Origin of the sequence: Weeksella virosa DSM 16922 (genome assembly GCF_000189415.1) — a bacterium.
Taxonomy (GTDB): Bacteria; Bacteroidota; Bacteroidia; order Flavobacteriales; family Weeksellaceae; genus Weeksella; species Weeksella virosa.
This window is the reverse complement of record NC_015144.1, coordinates 1,936,781-1,958,694: the sequence shown is the minus strand read 5'-3', so window position 1 is coordinate 1,958,694 and position 21,914 is coordinate 1,936,781. Positions and strand designations below refer to the sequence as shown.

At 34.8% G+C, this 21,914-nt stretch carries 22 protein-coding genes; 9 read left to right on the top strand and 13 right to left on the bottom strand.

Annotated features, from left to right (window positions below; genetic code table 11):
* Nucleotides 1–300 precede the first annotated feature (300 nt).
* Nucleotides 301–426: a hypothetical protein gene (locus WEEVI_RS11280; RefSeq protein ID WP_260181925.1), complete on the top strand. Its 126-nt coding sequence runs from the start codon at nt 301–303 to the stop codon at nt 424–426.
* 90 nt (nt 427–516) lie between these two features.
* On the opposite strand, the gene WEEVI_RS09440 is transcribed toward WEEVI_RS11280, so the two are convergent.
* The 6 genes from WEEVI_RS09440 to WEEVI_RS09415 form a co-directional block, all read right to left on the bottom strand.
* Nucleotides 517–1,536 carry a cytochrome d ubiquinol oxidase subunit II gene (locus WEEVI_RS09440; RefSeq protein ID WP_013598913.1) on the bottom strand — a complete coding sequence of 340 codons (1,020 nt, stop codon included), beginning with the start codon at nt 1,534–1,536 and terminating at the stop codon, nt 517–519.
* A gap of 2 nt (nt 1,537–1,538) precedes the next feature.
* Nucleotides 1,539–2,879 carry a cytochrome ubiquinol oxidase subunit I gene (locus WEEVI_RS09435; protein ID WP_013598912.1) on the bottom strand — a complete coding sequence of 447 codons (1,341 nt, stop codon included), beginning with the start codon at nt 2,877–2,879 and terminating at the stop codon, nt 1,539–1,541.
* 56 nt (nt 2,880–2,935) lie between these two features.
* On the bottom strand, nt 2,936–3,505 hold the full coding sequence (locus WEEVI_RS09430) for a phosphatase PAP2 family protein (RefSeq protein ID WP_013598911.1): 570 nt from the start codon (nt 3,503–3,505) through the stop codon (nt 2,936–2,938).
* Between the two features lie 3 nt (nt 3,506–3,508).
* Complete coding sequence (locus WEEVI_RS11010; RefSeq protein WP_115042103.1) at nt 3,509–3,787, bottom strand: Sec-independent protein translocase subunit TatA/TatB; 279 nt, start codon at nt 3,785–3,787, stop codon at nt 3,509–3,511.
* Between the two features lie 98 nt (nt 3,788–3,885).
* Complete coding sequence (locus WEEVI_RS09420; RefSeq protein WP_013598909.1) at nt 3,886–6,780, bottom strand: protein translocase subunit SecDF; 2,895 nt, start codon at nt 6,778–6,780, stop codon at nt 3,886–3,888.
* Nucleotides 6,781–6,898: 118 nt separating this feature from the next.
* Nucleotides 6,899–7,747 carry a DUF6929 family protein gene (locus WEEVI_RS09415; protein WP_013598908.1) on the bottom strand — a complete coding sequence of 283 codons (849 nt, stop codon included), beginning with the start codon at nt 7,745–7,747 and terminating at the stop codon, nt 6,899–6,901.
* A gap of 98 nt (nt 7,748–7,845) precedes the next feature.
* Here WEEVI_RS09415 and WEEVI_RS09410 point away from each other — a divergent pair, with 98 nt between their 5' ends.
* From WEEVI_RS09410 to WEEVI_RS09395, 4 genes are read left to right on the top strand one after another with little or no spacing between them, the layout of a single operon-like run.
* Complete coding sequence (locus tag WEEVI_RS09410) at nt 7,846–9,063, top strand: MFS transporter (RefSeq protein ID WP_013598907.1); 1,218 nt, start codon at nt 7,846–7,848, stop codon at nt 9,061–9,063.
* 29 nt (nt 9,064–9,092) lie between these two features.
* Complete coding sequence (locus WEEVI_RS09405) at nt 9,093–9,659, top strand: cob(I)yrinic acid a,c-diamide adenosyltransferase (RefSeq protein ID WP_013598906.1); 567 nt, start codon at nt 9,093–9,095, stop codon at nt 9,657–9,659.
* A gap of 1 nt (nt 9,660) precedes the next feature.
* Nucleotides 9,661–10,266 carry a thiamine diphosphokinase gene (locus tag WEEVI_RS09400; RefSeq protein WP_013598905.1) on the top strand — a complete coding sequence of 202 codons (606 nt, stop codon included), beginning with the start codon at nt 9,661–9,663 and terminating at the stop codon, nt 10,264–10,266.
* Between the two features lie 47 nt (nt 10,267–10,313).
* Entirely contained in the window at nt 10,314–11,048 is a 735-nt protein-coding gene (locus tag WEEVI_RS09395; protein WP_013598904.1) for an SIMPL domain-containing protein, read from the top strand.
* A gap of 50 nt (nt 11,049–11,098) precedes the next feature.
* On the opposite strand, the gene WEEVI_RS09390 is transcribed toward WEEVI_RS09395, so the two are convergent.
* The 3 genes from WEEVI_RS09390 to WEEVI_RS09380 all read right to left on the bottom strand — a co-directional run bounded on the left by WEEVI_RS09390 (nt 11,099) and on the right by WEEVI_RS09380 (nt 13,480).
* Nucleotides 11,099–11,653, bottom strand: coding sequence for a DUF4230 domain-containing protein (locus tag WEEVI_RS09390; RefSeq protein ID WP_260181924.1), 555 nt, complete (start codon nt 11,651–11,653; stop codon nt 11,099–11,101).
* 61 nt (nt 11,654–11,714) lie between these two features.
* A complete protein-coding gene (locus WEEVI_RS09385; protein WP_169308971.1) occupies nt 11,715–12,275 on the bottom strand; it encodes a TlpA family protein disulfide reductase in 561 nt (186 codons plus the stop codon).
* 50 nt (nt 12,276–12,325) lie between these two features.
* Nucleotides 12,326–13,480 carry a M14 family zinc carboxypeptidase gene (locus tag WEEVI_RS09380; RefSeq protein WP_013598901.1) on the bottom strand — a complete coding sequence of 385 codons (1,155 nt, stop codon included), beginning with the start codon at nt 13,478–13,480 and terminating at the stop codon, nt 12,326–12,328.
* A gap of 399 nt (nt 13,481–13,879) precedes the next feature.
* Here WEEVI_RS09380 and WEEVI_RS09375 point away from each other — a divergent pair, with 399 nt between their 5' ends.
* Together WEEVI_RS09375 and WEEVI_RS09370 are read left to right on the top strand one after the other, a co-directional pair.
* Entirely contained in the window at nt 13,880–14,368 is a 489-nt protein-coding gene (locus WEEVI_RS09375; RefSeq protein ID WP_232013402.1) for a helix-turn-helix transcriptional regulator, read from the top strand.
* Between the two features lie 477 nt (nt 14,369–14,845).
* Nucleotides 14,846–15,535 (top strand): zinc metallopeptidase, encoded by a 690-nt coding sequence (locus WEEVI_RS09370; protein WP_013598899.1) that lies wholly within the window; start codon nt 14,846–14,848, stop codon nt 15,533–15,535.
* 69 nt (nt 15,536–15,604) lie between these two features.
* Here the strand turns inward: WEEVI_RS09370 and WEEVI_RS09365 are convergent, their stop codons facing one another.
* From WEEVI_RS09365 to WEEVI_RS09355, 3 genes are all read right to left on the bottom strand, one after another.
* Nucleotides 15,605–17,368, bottom strand: a complete 1,764-nt coding sequence (locus WEEVI_RS09365) for an AMP-dependent synthetase/ligase (RefSeq protein ID WP_013598898.1) — start codon at nt 17,366–17,368, stop codon at nt 15,605–15,607.
* Nucleotides 17,369–17,481: 113 nt separating this feature from the next.
* The gene (locus WEEVI_RS09360) at nt 17,482–17,727 is read right to left on the bottom strand and encodes a DUF8828 family protein (protein ID WP_013598897.1); all 246 of its coding nucleotides are present in this window, start codon (nt 17,725–17,727) and stop codon (nt 17,482–17,484) included.
* Nucleotides 17,728–17,732: 5 nt separating this feature from the next.
* Nucleotides 17,733–19,160 (bottom strand): MATE family efflux transporter, encoded by a 1,428-nt coding sequence (locus WEEVI_RS09355; protein WP_013598896.1) that lies wholly within the window; start codon nt 19,158–19,160, stop codon nt 17,733–17,735.
* Between the two features lie 122 nt (nt 19,161–19,282).
* Here WEEVI_RS09355 and WEEVI_RS09350 point away from each other — a divergent pair, with 122 nt between their 5' ends.
* Both WEEVI_RS09350 and WEEVI_RS09345 read left to right on the top strand, forming a co-directional pair.
* On the top strand, nt 19,283–20,248 hold the full coding sequence (locus tag WEEVI_RS09350) for an NAD(P)H-dependent flavin oxidoreductase (protein ID WP_013598895.1): 966 nt from the start codon (nt 19,283–19,285) through the stop codon (nt 20,246–20,248).
* Nucleotides 20,249–20,252: 4 nt separating this feature from the next.
* Nucleotides 20,253–21,113 carry an acyl-CoA thioesterase gene (locus WEEVI_RS09345; protein WP_013598894.1) on the top strand — a complete coding sequence of 287 codons (861 nt, stop codon included), beginning with the start codon at nt 20,253–20,255 and terminating at the stop codon, nt 21,111–21,113.
* A 43-nt stretch (nt 21,114–21,156) separates the two neighbouring features.
* Here WEEVI_RS09345 and WEEVI_RS09340 read toward each other — a convergent pair whose 3' ends face one another.
* Nucleotides 21,157–21,741 (bottom strand): DUF4126 domain-containing protein, encoded by a 585-nt coding sequence (locus tag WEEVI_RS09340; protein WP_013598893.1) that lies wholly within the window; start codon nt 21,739–21,741, stop codon nt 21,157–21,159.
* Between the last annotated feature and the right edge of the window lie 173 nt (nt 21,742–21,914).

Below are 21,914 nucleotides of genomic sequence, written 5' to 3'. Positions count from 1 at the left end.
AAAAATATAAAGCCTTCTAATAGAAAGCTTTATTACGTTTTATACAATAGGCTAAATATTCTATTCCGACTATGATAATAAATAAAAAAGAATTTCAAAAATTTTTTGCAATTCCGATTTTTTTCAACAAAAATTAATAAAAATGTCACTTTTATAATCGCAAAATACAATTGTACGAGGTTTGAAATACAAATATCCAAATTTTTACTTATTTTAAAGCCCTTTAAAGGGTTTTTATTAGTACAATCATTAATTATCAGTATTTTACAAAAAAATGATAATATTATAGAGTTAAATAGTTTGAAATATGAAACTAATCTAAGTGGAAAGAAATGGGACAAGTCAATGAAAAATTTGGCTAAGTACAATCTGACCAAAGTTTCGGTAGACGGTGATGAAAAAATAGTGACTTATATTGGAGAATAATTTGATTAAGAATTCATTACCTCCATATTATAATACTAAAAAAGGATATTCGATGAATGAATATCCTTTTTATGTTAAATAGGAATACGTTTATTTTTGAGCTGATCGAGTATTTTGTTTATTAAATGCATACATAAGGTAGATGAAAAACGGTAAAATGAAAACCGAACCTCCTAATAGCGCATAAGCTAGCATATCTATCACTTTTTCATTCGCTGCATTATCCATCAAAGATAAGCTTGATTCATCTCTGAAAAGTACAATATTTGGATAATGAGAATACGAGACTGCTACCAAAATACAAAATACGATCCCTCCTGCCAAAACTCTCGACCACCTAAAATGGTTGTTATTCACCAATCGAATCACCCCTATCCAAACCAATGTAGCCATCATCACTGCAATATAGCCAATGTAATTTCTAAAAATCCAATCGATTAGAGGAATATTTTGCCAAATAGATACAGCAAAAACAACTCCGCCTAAAAAAAATGTTGAAAAAGTAAAACCTAAAGCCATTCTCTTTAAAACAGTCAAGTCCTCTGGATTACAGACAGTATTGAGTGAGAATATAGCAGCTAAAAAACCACATAAAGAAACAGTAAATATTCCTACAGAAACATTGAACCAAGAAAGCCAAGAAAAAATATAAGCATCTAGAAAATTATTCGCATTTGTATCTATGCTACCCGAAACCATAGAAGCCGCAATAATCCCTAAGAAAAGCGGCGTTAAGAAACTAGAGTAGGTAAAAATTAAATCATAAAGATTGTGCCATTTGTCTTGGATTGCATCGTAATTACGAAAAGTAAAAGACGTTCCTCGTGCAATTATTCCCATCAGCATGATTACCAAAGGAATGTGTAAATGATTTGCCATTTCTGAATAAATTGCCGGAAAACCAACAAACATAATTACTACTGCAATAATCAACCACATATGATTGGCTTCCCAAATTGGTCCGATGGAACGATACATAATAACTTGTGTTCTTTTCTTAAAATCTTTTTTGGCAAATAACTCCACTACTCCTGCTCCAAAATCGGCTCCACCCAAAATCAAGTATAAATTTATGGACAACCATAAGAAGATAATAACCACGTAAATCATTTTTATGAGTTTTTTGTAGATTGAAATTGGGGATCTTCTGGATCGTATAAACGTGCAACAGATTGTATTTGCCGATTCATCAGAAATACCAAAACAATTGATAATGAAATAAATATAGCAGTAAAAATATAAAACGAATATTGAATTCCGGGCATTGGCGTTACAGCATCTATCGTTTTCATAAAGCCGTAAATAATCCATGGTTGTCGACCAACTTCGGTTACTGTCCATCCGGCTTCTAATGCGATATAACCAAAAGGTGTAGCAACTACAAAGAGCTTATATACCCAATTGGGCAAATTTTGTTTTTTTCGAAAAATCAGAAAGTATAAGTAAACCAAGCCAATCAACATCATCAACATCCCGAAAAATATCATTACCTGAAATGCATAATGTGTGATGGCAACTGGTGGCCATTCATCTCGCGGAAATTCTTCTAAACCTTTCACTGGAGACGTAAAGTCATTATGCACCAAAAAGCTTAACAATCTTGGTACTTTTATGGCGTATTTCACTTGCATCGATTCTTCATCTGGCACTCCACCCAAAACAAGTGCTGCCTTATCTTCTGTATAAAAGTGGGCTTCCATCGCAGCCAATTTTATCGGTTGTCTTTCTGCAACTGATTTTGCAGCTATATCTCCTGTAAGTGGCATTATTAGAGCAGCAATTACTGCTATCATAGAAGCAATATTAAAAGCTTTGGTATGAAAACGAATATTTTTCTTTTTAAGAATAAGATATGCATGTAATCCAGCAACCGCAAATCCTGTGGCACAAAAAGCAGCAACAGTCATATGTAAAGATTGTGGGAACCATGCCTCATTAAACATCGCTTTAATTGGGTCTGCATTAAGATATTGTCCATTCATATAATCAAAACCTGTAGGAGAATTCATCCAAGCATTAGCGGCAACAACCAAAATACCCGAGGCTAAACCACTAATCCCTACAATTAATCCGCAAAACCAATGAAACCATTTATTAAATTTCCCCCAACCATAGAGAAAGAAGCCTAATGCTATTGCTTCTATAAAGAATGCTGTACCTTCTAGAGAAAAAGGCATACCGAAAATCGGGCCAGCATGCTTCATAAACTCTGGGAACAATAAACCTAATTCGAAAGATAACATCGTGCCAGAAACAGCACCGGTTGCAAAAAGAATGGCTACACCTTTACTCCAAGCTTTGGTTAATCCTTTGTAAATATCTTTTCCTGTTTTGAGGTATTGATAATGTGCAATAGCCATCATAAACGGCATTACCATACCAACACAAGCAAAAATAATGTGAAAGGCAAGCGACAAAGCCATCTGACTTCGCGCTGCAATAAAATCGTCCATACTTCTTAGAATTTATAATACCTCAATAAAGGTAGGAAATAATCTTATTGAAGAGTTTAACTTTTGATTACTTTTGGTAAGAAATAGTGATAGAGTTTATAAAAAACCAAAGCATTTAATCCTCCTATTAGAAACCCTACCAAGACATCTCCAGGAAAATGGACGCCTAAATATATTCTACTATAACCAACCATTAGTGCCCAAACCATCATCGCTGCAAGAAGCCAACGTAGTTTATTTTTCATGACCAAGCCTATAAAAATGGCTAAAGCCATACTATTTGACGCATGTCCTGAAAAAAATCCGAAACGTCCACGATGATCACAATCTACCGCTCTAAATTTTCCTGTAAGAGTTTTATCATGACATGGACGATATCGCTCTAATCCGTATTTGAAGAGATTTGCAAGCTGATCGGTCGCAACAATCAATAAAGTAATGAAGACAACGCAAAGTAGAAATTGTTTACGCGTTGTGTTTCTGAATAAATAAATCAGTAAGACCAAATAGAGCGGAATCCACGTAAATTTATTGGTGATGAAGAGCCAAAAATTATCCCACGAGGAGTTTCCTAAATTATTAAGGTACACAAAAATTTCATGATCCAAGAGTATGATTTGCTCCATAGTCTATCGTTTCACCGAGCCACCAAGAGCTTCATCGACCGTAGTATCTATTTCTTTTTTGGCCTCGTCTATCGTCTCTCTGATTTCTTTGGTTGGGTCTAGGTCTTCTACAGGCTTCATGATTTCTTCTTTGATATTTTCTGTCGCATTTTTCAACTGTCGTACACCTTCGCCTAATCCACGAGCAATTTCTGGAATTTTCTTTGGACCGAAAATAATAATACTCACCAACAAAATTACCACAATTTCTTGGAAGCCAATAAAACCTATAAGAATCATCATTTTATTCACTCAACAAATATACTTAAATATGGAATAAAAAAAAACCGTTAATTCTTAAAAAAATCAACGGTTTTTTTCTAGAAGTTAATAAATAACGTTTATTTATTCATTTTTCCTTTTTTAGTAAAATCGTAGACCAAAGGAGATGCTACAAAGATTGATGAGAAGGTACCGATTACCACCCCAATTAATTTTGCAAACATAAATCCTTTGATCGATTCACCTCCGAATATAAAGATTATCAACACGATAAGGAAAGTACTTAACGAGGTATTGATAGTTCTCGATAATGTTTCTGATGTAGATATATTGATAATATCATACAGATTACGATTTTTTTCTACCGAAAGGTTTTCGCGAATACGGTCGAGGATAATAATCGAGTCATTCATCGAATATCCGATAACGGTAAGAATCGCTGCAATGAACGCTTGGTCAATTTCCATGTTGAATGGTAAAACACCTTTCAGCAATGAGAAAACTCCTAACACGATAATAACGTCGTGCGCAAGGGCCAATATCGTTGCTGCCGAAAATTGCCAACGTTTGAACTGAATAATCAAGTATACGAAAATAGCAACTAAGGCTAATGATACGGCAAGAATTGATGCTCGTGTTGTGTCATCGGCAATAGTTGGCCCTACTTTAGCAGATGACATGAGCCCAATAGAAGCATTATCTTCTGAAAAGTCTTTAACAGATAAATTGGCAGGTAAATAAGATTGTAATCCATTATATAATTTATCTTTTATTTCATTATCGATTTCTGTTCCGTCTTCATCAGCTTTATAGGCCGTTGTAATTTTCACTTGGTTATTTCCACCATACGTTTTCACTTGTGGTATCATCTTCTCGCCATCGAGAACAAATACGTTTCCTAAACTTTCGGCTATTTTTGTCGGGTCTACGGTTTTATCAAAACGCACGGTATAGGTTCTACCTCCTTTGAACTCGATACCTAAATCGAAACCTTGTGTAAAGATTGATACCAAAGCAGAAATCGTTAATAGTATAGAAACTGCGTAGGATATTTTCTTTGTTTTTAATAAGTCTACACGGATATTTTGTAGCCAGTGTGCCGTAAATGGTGTGAAGAAAGCTACAGATTTTCCTTTTTCTAAACGACTTTCTACGAAATAACGCGTAATAAAAAGGGCTGTAAAGGTAGAGGTGAAAATACCTATGATAAATGTTGTAGCAAAACCTACAACTGGTCCTTTACCAAATATAAATAAAATAATAGCGGTAATTAGAGAGGTAGTATTTGCGTCGAAAATTGCTGAGAAAGCTCCTTTCCAAGAATAAGCAAAATCAACTGCTTGACGCAATGATCTACCTTTGCGCAATTCTTCTTTTACCCGCTCGTAAATAATAATGTTGGCATCCATGCCTGTTACAAGGGTCAGGATAATCCCGGCGATACCTGGTAATGAAAGGGTTGCACGTAGAGAAACTAGCATTCCCATAAGGAAGAGTAAGTTTACAATTAATGCAACGTTGGCATAAAGACCAGCACGTGAGTAGTAGAATATCATCCATACCAATACCAAAGAAAAAGCTACAGCAAAAGCTATAAGCGATGAGTTAATAGCTTCTTGCCCTAATGATGGCCCTACAACTTCTGCAGAAACAATCTTAGATGAGGCTGGCAAAGAACCTGCTTGTAAGATGTTGGCTAAATCTTTTGCTTCTTCTAACGTAAAGTTTCCTGTAATCTGAGAATTTCCTCCTGTAATCTGCCCACGAATACTTGGAGCTGAATAAACCATATTATCCAAAACGATTGCAACAGCTTGTCCTCTAGGAAATTGTTGATTAGGTTTTAACTCATCGGTAATTCTTGCCCACTCTTGTGCACCTTCTTGGTTCATTTGCATACTCACGACTGGTTCGTTGGTTACAGAACCTGCGTTGCGCTCACCAGATGCACTTACTACCTTATCCCCTCCAATTAGAGGTTCGTTTTGTCCGTTTTTGCCTTTTAAAGCAAAAAGCTCTAAAACTTTCGGTCCGCCAACGCCTGTATCTAAGGGTTTACTTGCCCACGCAAATTTATAATTGCGTACGTTTGCTGGTAAGAGTGTTTTGAATTCTTTATCTTGTAAAACACGGTTTACAACTGCTGTATCTTTTAGGTTTACCACAGTTAATGCGTTCGACATTCTTGGCATTAACACTTCGCCAAGGTTGGACACAATTCTACCGTCTCTACTAATATTATATTTTGCAGTACCAATACCAGCCAAAGCCATAATCGCTTGCTGATCTTCTACAACTTGCCAAAACTCTAATTTCGCAGTACTTTGCAGAAGCTTTTTAACACGATCGGTATCCGAAACTCCAGGTAATTCTACCAAAATACGTCCGTCACCTTCACTTCCTAATCGCTGAACAACTGGCTCTACAACACCAAATTGGTCTATACGTGAACTGATTACCTGATAAGCAGTCGCTACTTTGGTTTCGATATCTTTTTTGATGAATGCTTTTACCTGTTCATCAGAAGCATTATAAGAAACATGAGCCGAATTGGCTTTTGTACCAAATAAGTCTGGTGAGGCATATTTTGTTCCTCCTCGAATTTTATCAAATTCTTGAAAAAACAAATCTACATACGGTACATTACCTTGTGTTTTTTGTTGACGATCTGTGTTATCTAAAGCCGTAAGTAACATAGGATTTTCTTTGTTACCGGCTAAGTTTACCAAAAGATCGCGTTCTGATACCTGAAGAATTACATTGATTCCTCCTTTTAGATCCAGACCTAAATTAATCTCTTTGTTCTTTGCATCGTGATAGTTATAATTGACAAGCCCTAACTTTAGAGTGTCATTGGCTAAACTATCCAATACAAGTTGTTCCTGAGCAGGATTTTTTGCAATCGCTTTTGCTTCTTTTTCCACCTTAGCGGTGTACCAAGTGAAACTTAATTGACGAATGCAAAGTAACCCAAAAATGATTGCAAACACCGCAATCAGCCTTCTTCCTCGCATAAGTTTTTCTCTTTAAAAAATTGTTTTTAACGGGCAAATATAATAGGTTTAAGAAAACTTTCACAATTATTCACCATAAATAATAGGAGAAATTATGTGATTCTGATTTCTTAATTTTTTATTTTTTCCAAACATAAGTTAATATTTCTGATTTTTTCTCTCCCGAATCATTATCATAAGCTAAATAAAATTCGATTTGATTTTTATTTTCCGACTTCACGGTTAATCCTTCAACCTTCAAATCACTGCTAATCATTTCGGTACGATGAACCTCAAAACTTTTCATGTCTATTAGACCGATTATCGAACCCAAAACTTCGCCGTCGTGATAGGTAGACAAAGCTCCTTCAGCAGTTGCTGTAAAATAAATCTGCTGATTGTGCAAAACGGCATCGCTAAAACCGTACTGAAAACCTTTTTTCTCTGGCAGATGTACGGGATGAAAATCTGTTCTATTTTGAGGATTTTCTTTACGAAATAAATAGTCTTTCGGAAAAACAAAAACACCATTCAATTTTCTTTTTCCGTTTCCACGCTGAAATAAATAAACTGTATTCTTATCAATAACTGCTCCTTCTATATTGAATTCTTCTAACGGAATTTGATGTTTTTTTGCTAAGTTTTGATATAATTTTTCGATAGAAAATCGTTCAACATGCCAATCTTTTTTTCGTATCACAAAAAGATCATTTCTATTCTTTGCAGACCCCGATCCGAAGATAAATATTTCTTGATTGGTATGAGTAATCGATTCGAAATCGGCTTTATTTTTTTTATCTACAGCAACCTTTTGCAACTCTTCTACCAAGACAACTTCTGTAGTTTTTTTGTTGTTGAAATCATAAACAATCATATTGGGATATATATCATCTATTAGATATAATTTAGAGTCGTCGTATAAAATTCCCGATACAGCACCGATGCCAAAGACCATGAGTAAGGTTTTTAAAATTAAATTTTCAATCATCGTTTTTCCGATATTAAAATCGGAAAATAGAAAAAAAATCTCAAAAAACATCAAACTCCGTCCAATTCCTTGTATCTTTCTGCACTAATTTTCCTGCCATGAAGAAGTTTTTTCAGATGTTCATTAATTCTTACAAAGGTTTATCAAACGAATCGTGGATGCTTGCAGCCGTTATGCTCATCAACCGTTCGGGTTCGATGGTATTACCTTTTCTAGGAATTTACATGACCGACGAATTAGGTTTTTCTATACAACAAGTCGGTTTAGCTCTGAGTTGTTTTGGGATTGGCTCTGTGATTGGTTCGTATTTTGGTGGAATGCTAACAGATAAAATAGGAGAATTTAAAGTGCAAACCACAAGTTTGTTTCTCAGTGCCCCTATTTTCTGCTTACTGATTTTCTTTCAGACTTTTGAAGCCATTGCACTAATTATTTTGGTACAAAGCATTATTAGTGAAACCTTCAGACCTGCTAATTCAGTAGCTATTACGCGTTATGCAAAAAAAGAAAACATTACCCGTTCGTTTTCTTTGAATCGAATGGCTCTGAATTTGGGATTTTCTATCGGTCCTTCGGTCGGAGGAATTCTATCAGGATATTCTTATAATTTACTTTTTATATTTAACGGTGTTGCCTTTATTATGGCTGGCCTGGTATATTATTTTTATTTTAGGAACAGAACCTATCGCAACGAAATTCTTACCGTAGAAAAAATAAATAATAAAGAAACAAAAGATCGATCACCTTACCGGGATATTCCTTTCTTGATCTTTTGCTTGTTCTGTACTATTTTCAGTGTTGCTTTTTTTCAATTCCTCAACACAATGCCTATTTTCTACCGAGATGTAGCCAAATTAAGTTCTACAATGGTCGGGATAGTTCTTGGGTTTAATGGTCTTGTTATCGTTTCATTAGAAATGATTTTGGTAAATTTTGCAGAACGAAAATTCAGCATCAAACAAGTGCACGTTATAGGAGCATTACTTTCTGCATTCGCCTATTTTATATTAGGAATAGATCATGCTGTATTTTTCATTTTCCTTAGTATGTTTTTCTTAAGTGTAGGCGAAATATTAGCCTTACCTTTTATGTCAACCCTTACGGCAATGCGAGCCGGCATTACAAACAAAGGAGCCTATATGGGCTTGAATGGCATTGCTTTTTCGCTGGCATTTATCATCTCACCTATTCTCTGTACTTTTATTGCAGAAACTTACGGTTTTACGACGCTTTGGTTTGTTAGTGCAAGTGTTTTATGTTTTACTGCAATCGGTTTTCATTTCATCATTCCAAAAATGAAGTTAAAAAATACATAATTTTATAGTAATTTCATCATAAAAACAACATGAAAATTTATACCAAAACTGGCGATAAAGGAACAACGAGTTTGTACGGTGGTACAAAAGTAAAAAAGAACGATATAAAGATTGAATCTTATGGCACTGTAGACGAACTAAACTCTGTTTTAGGTCTAATAAGAAGCTATACGATCGAACAGCAATACATAGATCAGATTATACACATCCAAAAAGATTTATTTAATCTAGGAGCTGAATTGGCCACTCCGGTAGAGAAATTATTTTTGGCCAACGGTAAACCTCGTCTTGCAGTGAGAGTTACAAAAAATGACATCGAAACACTCGAGCACTGGATAGATGAAATAGAAGAAAATCTTGCACCACTCACACATTTCATTTTACCAGGCGGGAGCTTAGCCGCATCGCAAGCACACTTCGCAAGAACAGTTTGCAGGAGAGCCGAAAGAATCACCGTTGCTTTGGCAGAAATAGAGGAAATTAGTCCTAATTTGCAAAAATATCTCAATCGACTTTCTGACTATCTTTTCACTTTGGCAAGAATTTTGGCTAAACAAGAAAACATAGAAGAAGTAAAATGGATTCCGGGCGAATAAAATGAAAGCAGCATTATTTATCAATGGTCAACCACCAAATTTCTTTATCGATTTAGCACAATACGATCTGATTCATTGCACAGATGGCGCGATTAATTATCTTACCCAAAAGGGTATTAAAGCAGATATTATTTCTGGTGATTTCGATTCGATAGAAACTCCGAAACTCTCCTATACGCATGAATTAATTTCGACTCCTGATCAGGATTTTACCGATTTCGAAAAAGCATTGGCTATCCTCTCCGAACGTGGTGTTTCTACCGTACATGTGTACGGAACCAGCGGCAAACAACAAGATCATTTTCTAGGAAATCTCACTGCCGCTTATCGTTTTTTTGATCAGATGACAATTTTGATGTTTGATGATTTTGGATATTATTTTTTTGCAGAAAAAAAATTAGAATTATCAGGCTATAAAGATAGAACAATTTCTCTCTACCCTTTTCCGGTTGCCGAAAAAGTACATACAGAAGGCTTGAAATACCCTTTGATTCTAGAAGATTTGGATATTCATAAACGTATCGGGATACGTAATAAAGCAATCGAAAACCTGGTAAAAATCTCCTATGAAAAAGGTGCACTATTGGTTTTTATTCTAAATAATTAACTTACTTAAAAAAATTAAATCATACCAATTATAAAAAATTTTAAACTATGAAAAACACATTTTTTCCAATTTCTATTGTTACAGCTTTGGGCGTAATAATCGCTGCGTTTGTCTTGAGCAACGCTTTTAAATACAAATACAAATCGCAAAATCGGATAAATGTAGTAGGAAATGCCAAACAAGATTTCGAATCTGATATTGTGGTTTGGAGTGGAAGTTTCTCACGAAATGATTTTGATCTAAAAACTGCTTCAGAATCCCTAAACACTGATAAATCAACCGTCCTTAATTACTTAAAAAACAAGGGAATAAAAGAAAGCGAAATCACCTTTGACGCTGTTAACATTAACAAAGATTTTAATTATTTCACCCGGGAAGATGGCACTTCTTATAGTGAGTTTAGCGGTTATACGTTGACACAAAATGTATCTATAGAATCGAAAGATATCAACAGAATCGAAAAAGTATCTCGAAAAATTACAGATCTCATCAGTCAGGGAATCGAACTTAATTCTAGCCAGCCAAGTTATTATTATAGCAAGCTAGAAGACTTAAAACTAGAACTGATCAAAAAAGCATCGGAAAATGGACGACAAAGAGCAGAAAACATTGCATCTGAAGCCAAAGCATCTTTGGGGCATTTGAAAAATGCTGATTTAGGAATATTCCAGATTACTGGGCAAAACACAAACGAAGATTTTTCTTACGGAGGTGTGTTCAATACTACATCACGTTCTAAAACAGCAAATATCACTGTAAAACTTAGTTTCGCAACCAAATAAAAAAACTCGCTCTTTAGCGAGTTTTTTCTCTTTGTCTTATGCTAAAAGTGCTATTTAGCGCGATCCGACAATGCCTTTGTTTCTTTGGCATAAGGCGTTTCATCCACTACCTCCCAATTATATAATTTTGCTATCGCATAAATTTCTCCCAAATTCTGAATCAATTGTTCATGTGCTTGTTTTTTAAGCTCTGTTTTATTTATGATTTTTTCAACATGCTGTATGCCTCTTTTTTTGATTCCATTCAACTCATCTTTTTCAAATTTATTAAACATGCTTTGATCCAAATCATGAAACTGAACATCTGGATAAATTTTGATCTCTACTGCAGGAATATCTTTTAGAATTATTTTTTTCTGAATAGAATCTATAGTTATATTCATTTTCGACAAATCGTACGTCGCTTGCGCTTTGGCATTGATCAGCATCGTGATTTTTTTGTCGGCACTGTAAAATCTTTCGAAACCTGGGAAAGATTTTTTTGATTGATATGAATAAATATCCGAATAGTTTTGTTCGGCTACAATCATTTTATTCATGCGCTGAATTTGGTAGGCAATAACATGTGACTGCTCTGCAGTGTTGTCTGTGCTGCATTGCTTCATCATCAGAAAAGTTACTAAAACGCCAACTAAAAAAGCTAAGCTAGTGAGCGCTATTGATTTACTATTTTTCACTATAATTTGGCTCTAAAGGGGTTTTACTAAAAATCATCAACAAATCCTCTTCTAAACTTCCAGAAACAGGTGATTCTACAATTCTACCTATTTCTTTCCGTTTTTCATAGACGATTATCGTTGGCACATACCGAACATCCTTGTTTAACTCTTCACCATAAAAGCTTTTCTTGTCTCGATTCAAACCATAGAAATTTACCCGTCCGTCTGGAAATTTTATTGTTTCTAGTATTTTTATCAGCGCCGGAACCTCTCTTTTACTATCCGGACACCAAGTCCCCATAAAAACGTCTATCGTGTATTTTTTACTGTATTTTTTGAGTTGATTTGATAGCGCTTCATCAACTTTATAATCGTTATATTCTGGCTCGTACCAATCTTTGAAATATTGACCATTTAACTGATTTTTATCGAATTCTCCAACCAACAAATGTTCTGTTTGACCATTATAATCGTATTTCACAACACGATTCATTACACGTTCTTGTATACAGTTTGTAGACAAAAAACTCAACAAAATTAACAGCGTATAGGAAGGAATTTTTTTCATTTTAATATTTTTTGCTTTTTGTATTTTATAAACGTTAAAGGTAGGATTTTTTATATGATTCTCTTGCCATTGACTAATCGAAAATCTCCAATTTCGCATGTTATTGTCTTTTCAATTTCTGGAAAATGATCCTGTGCACTTGTATAAACTTCTTTTTTTGCATCGATTTCCTCATGACCAAATAGATGATTCAAATCACCAACATCTGTCAGAACCAATACATTATCCAACCTATTTGCTTTTATATTCACAAACTCTTTGTACTGAAATCCTAAATCGACCATCGCTTCATTATCATCTTTTTTTACAAGAACATTTCTTACAATCAAATCCAAAAATAGCTGTTTATTTTCTGGGATATTATCATATCGAGTATAATCTTTCACCTCTTTTCTTATTGCTTCCATCGCCTTGAGAATTGCTAAAAAAAGATACTTTCTGGTCTGCTCTCTTTGCCAATCATTTGGGTAATGTCCCGCCTCGAAAAGCACACAAGGATAACCTTGCATGGTGAAATTATCTCCAGTAGATCGAGGATAAAACTCGGCCGTATATCTACCGATTTTTCCAGGAATCAAGGTCTGCAGACTATCATTTATATACTGTATAATTGCCATAGTCTTCTGGCGAGTTTCATTCACAGATTGTTCTATGTTATACGACGGTGCCAAGAAAGATAAAGTTGCCGTTTCTTTGGTTTTCCCTACATTGAAAATTGTTCTTTGATCATGTAAATTGAAGAGATAATGGTATTTTTCTTTATTAACTTGTTTTAATAAAATCTGAAGTTCTACCGAAGATTTCGATAAAAAATCACGATTCATATCAATACCAACCGCTGTTCTTCTACTATACAAATCAGCTCCGTCGGGGTTTAATAAGGGTATAAAATCAAATGAAATTTGTGATAATAATTGTTCAGAGAATTCATTCTTGGATAAAAAAAACTTTATAATATCTAACATTGCACGTGTTCCGGTAGATTCATTCCCGTGCATTTGCGACCAGATTAATATTCTTTTGGACCCGTTTCCTACACTGATTTTATAAATAGGCTGTTTCATGAAAGAGTAGCCGATACATTCTTTTGGGATAGAAAGTAACGAAAGTGCCTTTTCTAAATCGGGCAATCTTAACCATTTTTCTGCTATTCCTTCTACATAAAATTGAGCGTAAATTTCCTCAATTTTTTTTATATCTATCATTTTAATTGATTTAAAACAAAGATAAAAATAATCAAAGATGCATAATTTAAATATGCTCAAATTTTCATTTTAAAGCACTGAAAATAAAATTTCAATCCGAACCTCATTTAAAGAAAATAAAGCACTAAAATTTGAAAAGAACAACTCTTTACATTTGTAATTAACATTTGTAATTAACACTTTCCTTGTATTTCTTGTCTTTTTGTCATTTTAACATCTGTTTATTAAGGAAAATGTAATTTTTCAATATAAAGTGCTTTAAATTAGATTTTTATACACTACTATCTCAACCTTATCTTTCATGTCAGTTTATTAAAATAAATGTATTTGTTATTTAATTTACTTTTGTTATATTTGTAAACAGTTAATAACATTTGTAACATTGATATGATTGAACGATTGAATAAAATTTTAGATTATTACGGACTTACACCCTCAGAATTTGCCGATCAGATAGAAGTACAACGATCGAGTCTGTCGCATATATTCTCTGGTCGCAATAACCCAAGCCTAGATTTTGTGATGAAAGTGAAGCATCAGTTTCCAGAAATCTCTACCGATTGGATGATTTTTGGAGATGGTGAAATGATCGAAAATTCGACACCTCTACCCGACGAGGAAAATGTGCATACTATAAATTTTGAACTGGATATGACACAAGATGATTTTTCTGAAAAAAATCAACATAGGCAAAGTTCCTTGCACGAGTCTAAGAAAGAGAACCAGAATAACAATTTTGTGACAAGTGAATCTTCACCTGATAAAACAAATAGCGAAGAAATCACAGCATCAACTTCTCTTTACCCAACCAATGAAAAGAAGAGAGAAATAGAGCGGATAGTTTTCTTTTACAAAAATGGAAAGTTTGAAGTATACGATAATAACTAATCAAACACCCCCCCTACCGAATACCTTATCTTCTTTTAGAATTTGCCGAATTGCAAAACAATCGTAAGCCCTAGGAATACTACCATTTTTTTAATTCTTTAGCAGATGGATTTTATTGTTAGAAAGTAGCACAAAGTACTTATACGAAGATTATGCCCAACACATTTGTTGTTAAATTACAGTCGCTATCGTATAGTTTTCATTCGTCGGTAATTTTCAACAAACGCTTTGTTGCACTAATAAAGAACCTCATCGGTTTTTCGAGTTATATAGGTTGTACCTATTTCAAAACGGTTTATCACAAAATCAATAAACCTACAATTATTAGGATAAAAAAACAGACATTATAAGGAACTGTGTCGTCTATTAAAACTAGTGCAAGATGTCATAAAAAAGATAGTTTAGATACAAAAAATGCGGTAAGATGGTATACTTTTTGTAATTTCGACAATAAATTTAATAAAAATAAATTAGACAATGGGATCTTATTATGTTTTGATTGGTATAATTGCTTTAGCAAGTATGCTGGTTAGTGGAAGATTAAAAAGTAAATTTGCGCATTATTCGAAAGTATTTTTAGCCAATGGAATGAGTGGTAAGGAAATTGCCGAAAAAATGTTAGCAGATAATGGTATCCACGATGTACGGGTAATTTCCACTCCAGGACAATTGACCGACCACTACAACCCAGCAAACAAAACCGTTAACTTATCAGACGTGGTTTATAACGAAAGGAATGCCGCTGCTGCAGCCGTTGCTGCTCACGAAGTGGGACACGCTGTGCAACATGCAAAAGGATATCAATGGCTAGAAATGCGCTCTAAGATGGTACCAGCCGTGAATTTAGCAAGCAGGCTAAATCAGTGGATTTTGATTTTAGGAATCACTGTTTTTATCAGCTCGCAAAATGCCACATTGCTTTGGATTGGTATTGCCTTATTTGCTGTAACAACTCTTTTTGCATTCATAACCCTTCCCGTAGAGTTTGATGCCTCTAAACGTGCTTTAGCATGGCTAGAAAGCTCACACTCACTACAAGCGAACGAACATGCCGGAGCCAAAGATGCACTAAAATGGGCTGCAATGACCTATGTGGTTGCTGCGATCGGTTCCCTTGCCCAACTATTGTATTTTGTTATGATGGCATTAGGCGGTAGGAAAGAATAAGTTTCATAAATCACATACAACAAAAAAAGGAGCAAAATTGCTCCTTTTTTATTTTGGTGTTTTAGTGTATTAATATTTTATATCGTATAATTTATTATACAACTCTTTATTTTTTTCCATAATAATTTTACGTTTCAGCTTTAGGGTTGGTGTCAACTCACCGGTTTCAATCGACCATTCATTCGAAGTCAACTCGAATTTCTTAACTTGCTCCCAATGACCTAATTGTCGATTCATTCGATCTACCTCTTTTTGGATTCTAGCTATTACCTCTGGCTTTTTTATCATCTCTTCATTCGAAAGGTCTTCTTTCAAGAATGATTTTAACTTTTCGAAAGATGGCTGAATCATTGCTGTTGGCATTTTTTCACCTTCTCCCACTACCATTATTTGCTCAATATAAGGTGATTGCTTAAAGAGATTTTCTATTTGCTGCGGTGCTATATATTTACCACCAGAAGTTTTGAACATTTCTTTCTTACGGTCGGTGATTTTTAGCAAACCATTTTCTAGCACTCCTATATCTCCGGTCTTGAAATATCCATCTGCAGTAAAAGCTTCGGACGTTTTTTCTGGATCGTTATAATATTCTTTAAATACATTTGGTCCTTTTACTAGAATTTCACCATCTTCACCAAATTTCACATCTATACCTTTCAGTACCGGACCGACGGTCCCTATACCAAAACTATTTTTTTTCATCATGTTTACAGAAATTACTGGTGAAGTTTCGGATAATCCATATCCTTCTAATACAGGAATTCCTGCTCCCCAGAAAATGCGGCTCAAATGAGCTGATAAAGGTGCACTACCAGAAACCAAACATACGACTTCACCTCCAACACCTTCGCGCCATTTGGTAAAAACCAACTTATCTGCAATTTTCATTTTTAGTTTTTGCATAAATCCGAGTTTTTCGAATGGTTGATATTCTTTCGCTAAACTCAAAGCCCACATGAAAATTTTGGTTTTCAACCCTCCCGCATTGGCTCCTGTTGTGTATATTTTGTCGTATACTTTTTCTACAACGCGTGGCACAACCGTAAATACATGAGGTTTTACTTCTTTCAAGTTGTCTCCTAACTTATCTATACTTTCTGCATAATAAATCCCAATTCCGCGAGATAGATATAAATAAACAATCATCCGCTCTAGAATATGGTTAATAGGTAAAAAACTTAATGCACGCGACGGAGAAGGCAAATTAGGGACAGCAGGTGTACTCATCAACACATTGCTTACGATGTTTTCATGCGATAGCACAACCCCCTTTGGTTTTCCTGTTGTTCCTGATGTATAAATTATGGTTGCAATGTCTTGTGCTTTTACAAGATTTTTCAAAGCTTCAACTTCAGATTGGGTAGAATCATCTGCACCTAAATCTAAAATCTCTTGCCAATTTGGCAATCCCGCCACATCATCAAAAAGATAAATACCTGTTAATGTTGGTACATTCTGTTTGGCTTGCAAAACCTTATCGTACAAATCTTTGTCGGATACGATACAGATTTTACATTCTGAATTTGATAAAACATATTCATAATCCTTGGGAGACAAGGTAGGATAAAGTGGTACCGAAATGACTCCTACTTGCTGCATTCCCATGTCACAAATATTCCATTCTGTTCGGTTATTTGCCGTTACGATACCTATTTTATCTTGTGGCTTGATACCAAGTTTTAACAATCCTCGACTAAAAGTATTGGCTTTATTAACATATTCTTGAGTAGAGGTTTTTTTCCACTCCCCATTTACTTTGCTAACCAAGGAATCGGGTATAGGATTGTTTTCTAATTGATTGTATAAGAAATCAAATAATCTTGTGATTTTCATTTAGCTATATGTCTTAATACTTTAGAATCGCAAATTAACATTTTTTTTAATATTTCGGTATAAAAATAAATTTTTAGCACCAAAATCATCGAATTTATCGAAGATAAGATGGCTTATTCAAAATCGCCACTTTCTTCATAAAGTTCCATTTCTCGATCGAAAAATGTCAGTGCTTGCTCTAGTAATTCACCAACTTCTTGCTCGAATTCTTCATTATCATCTTCTTCATCCAAATCTTCTAAAAATTCCACATCATCGGTTTCTACATCCAATACAAAACGTGGAAATTCGGTATGAATGATAAAGATTTTATCTGGAAAATCTGAGTTGTCGGCTATTAAAAATTTTGGTAAATCCATGATATCTAATTTAAATTTATTTTTTTGGTTTTATGGCTATCGATCAGCTTTTTGGTTTGTTGATGGTATCGGAATAATAATTGTACTGCTGCAACTGTGAGACCTATTCCCAAGCCAATCCAAACGCCTAAAGCACGCATCTCAAAATATATAGCTAATATAGCACAAATTGGAATGGTAATCCCCCAATATGAAATAAAAGAAATTATAGAGGGTATTTTCACATCTCTCATCCCGCGTAAAGCTCCTAAAATAACAAGTTGCAATCCGTCTGAGAGTTGAAACAATGCACCTACAACTAAGAGTTTAGAAGCTAAGCTAATAACGTTTTCTTCGTTGGTATAAATTTCTGATAATGGTACTCGGAGTAAAATAAAAAATATACCACAAAAAGTCATAAAAGTTATAACCATCAAAATACAAGACCATCCTGCTTCTCGTAAGGTATGGTAATCTTTCAGTCCTAATTGATTGCCTATTCGCACAGTTGCAGCAACTCCGATTCCGGTACATAGCATAAAAGTTGTTGATACTAAATTTATCGAGATCTGATGAGCGGCCAAATTTATTTTTGCTAAATTGAAGTCTTCGGGCGTTCCCAAAAAAGTATATCCACACAAAAAAGAGGCAACTGCAAAAGCACTCACCTCGAAAAAGGAAGTTAACCCAGTTGGAATGCCAATTGTGTACAATTGTTTGAAATGGTGCTTAGAGAATTTCTTAAAATTGAGTTTTGATAAATAATGCTTTGTTTTTGGGAATCGTGATAATACCAATATCAATAATAACAGCATAAATATTCGAGAAAAGAACGTCCCCCATGCTGCACCTTCCACCTCGAGTCTTGGGAATCCCATGTTTCCGTATATCCAACCATAATTGAGAAAAACATTGAGAATATTTCCTAAAATTGTTGCAAATGTAATCGGAATTGTCAATGATAACCCCTCTGAAAATTGTCTGAAAGTTTGAAAAATCATCAAAGGTAGCATAGAATAGGTCATGATGGAAATATAAGGAATTGCAATCTCCACGACTTCTTGAGGTTGTTTCAATAAAAACATCAAGGGTTTGGCGAATATCAAAACAATAATCAATAAAACAGAAAGTGATATATTCAACACCAAGCTATGTACAAAATAACTTCTCACCTCTTTTTCTTCTTTTTGTGCATCTGCAGCAGCAATCAGTGGAGAAAGGGCAAAACTAAAACCAAATGCAAAAACAAGCATCATCATGAAAACTGAATTTCCTAAAGTTACAGCAGCCAAGGAAAGTTTAGACAAAGTAGGATTTATAACATGATCAAAATCAGTACCCAATTTTCCTACCATTACACTATCTACCACATTTACAAAGATTTGCCCTGCTTGAGTAATCATCACCGGGACTGCAAGTTGTATATTTCTACGAAAATGTTCTTTCAGTTTCATTGACCATTATTTAATGATTTGCAATTTCTGTAAAAATAGATTTCTTTTCATCAATAAATTGTAAATAAAAATTATTTTCTAAATTGCATGCTTAGAAAACTGCATCTTAATATAAAATTATTATGACAATAGAAGATTTCAAAAAACAACTCGATCTACCAATAATCGCATCACCTATGTTCTTGGTTTCTAATGCTAAACTTGTCATCGAAACATGCAAAAATGGGGTATGCGGAACTATTCCTTCTTTGAATGGAAGAACGGCAGAAGATTTCGAGAATATCTTGATAGAAATTACGGAAACACTAAAAAAACATGAAGAAGAAACCGGTAAAAAACCTGCTCCGTTCGGGGTTAACCTTATCGTAAACAAAACCAACCCACGACTAGAAACCGATCTGAAATTATGCATCAAATACCGCGTACCATTGATTATTACATCATTAGGAGCTGTAAAAGAAGTTGTAGACGCTGTCCATAGTTACGGAGGATTAGTATTTCATGATGTAATCAAGAAAAGACACGCAGAGAAGGCAGCAGAAGCAGGTGTTGATGCAATTATTGCAGTTTGCGCAGGCGCAGGCGGACATGCCGGGACAGCAAACCCTTTTGCTCTGATCGACGATATCCGTACTTTTTATGATGGTCCACTTTTACTTGCAGGCGCAATAAATAACGGTGGCGATGTATTAGCTGCCCAAAACATGGGTGCAGATTTTGCTTATATGGGCACTCGTTTTATTGCTACCAAAGAAGCACAGGCAGATGAGGCTTATAAACAAATGCTAGTAGATTCGACATTCGAAGACATTGTATATACCGATGGTATTTCTGGTGTAAATGCTAACTTCCTAAAACCAAGCATTGTACAGTCTGGTATAGACTCTAATCAAAAAAAAGAAGAAGATTTTTCTGAGTTAGTAGGGCAAGAAGGTCACAAAGCATGGAAAGATATATGGTCTGCCGGACATGGTGTTTCTGGCATACATGATATTATAAGCACTGAGGACTTAATCAATCGTATAAAACAAGAATACAAGTCGCACTTACAAGCAAATCAAAAAATTCTAGACTCGTTGAAATTCTAAAACAATGCAAACCACTCAAGAACTCATCGATTTGCTTACACTCGAGACTGATAACAATACAGATTTTATTGGGAGGAATAATTACATAGGAAGCCGAACTGTTTATGGAGGTCAAGTTGTGGCACAAGCATTGAGTGCAGCATATAAGACTGTCCCGAAAGAACGTTTTTGTCATTCACTGCATAGTTATTTTTTGTTACCTGGTGACCTAAAAAAAGATATTCTATACCAAGTAACAAACCTTCGTGATGGCGGAAGCTTCACAACAAGGTCTGTTATTGCTAAGCAAGATAATCAAATAATTTTTATGATGGCTGCTTCATTTCAGCTGAAACAAGACGGTTACCATCATCAAATAGAAATGCCCAAAGTAAGGCTACCTGAAGAATTAATTAGTTGGGAAGACATAAAAAACAAGTTTGGAAATTTTTTACCCAACAGATTGTATACTTTTTTAGCTACTGAACGTCCTTTAGAGTTCAAACCCGTAGAATTTGACAATCCATTAAAAAGAGAAAATCAATCGAACAATTGGAATGTTTGGGTGAAATTTAAACATCCTGAGAAAGAATATTGTTTACCCATTCTACATCAACTTCTTGCCTATGCATCCGATTATAATATTTTGAGCACAGCTCTTCGTCCGCATGCTGAGAAAGCCCATTTTGGTAATACACAAATGGCAAGTATAGATCATTCGATTTGGTTTTTCAGAGAGCCAGACATTTCTGATTGGATCTTATTTTCAATGGATACACCTAACGCATCTGGTGCTAGAGGGTTTACAAGAGGGAATGTTTTCAACCGCAACGGAGATTTGATTGCCTCAATAACGCAAGAAGGATTGATTCGTCCCAAGACCTAATTCTCTAGATTACGCTCATCTATAACGTCCTTTTGCAGAAGTATTATTGTACTTTTCTCGAGGACGTTTTTTTAATTTTTCGCCAGACAACCCAAAAAAATATCAAAACAAGAATAGTTAATATAAAAGCAAAGGGAGCCCAAAAAATAGCCAACAAACTAAGAACTGCTGAACTTGCTGTTTCGCCCGAATTAACCAAAAAATTTCCAGCACCTGCTGTTGCCGTTGTAGAGATTGCTCTCACTGTTGCCGTAGATGAACTTATTGCCGCTGCTGTTCCTCCACCTGCAATTATAGCTAAAGACCAGGTTGCCAACTCGTTCATTTCCCCCAGATTTACAGCTACCACCAAAATTCCGGCAAGTGTAGCCAAAGGAACACTTATGGTATCGAGAAAATTATCTACAACTGGTATATAATAAGCAAGAATTTCTACAATCATCGCTATCCCTAGGGTAATCATCGCTGGTATGCTACCCACCCATTTCCACTGCTCTGAAAGAGGGAGATAATCTGCCCCTAAATAAGCAGCAACACTAAGCACGAAAAGCGGTAAAAATACTCGAAAACCAGAAGCTGCTGCTAATCCTACACCTAAAAAAAGTGATAATAAAGTTGATATCATCATCGTAATGATTGAGTTATTAATTTTTTTTCTAAATGTATGAAAAAACCATTCATCTAAAAAGATAATCAAGTAAGAATGAATACTTATAAAGGATATGATTAATAAAAAAAACGTTTCTAGCTTGCTTCAAAAAATTGTATCTTTAGCGCATATTTATAAAAAATTCATTTCTT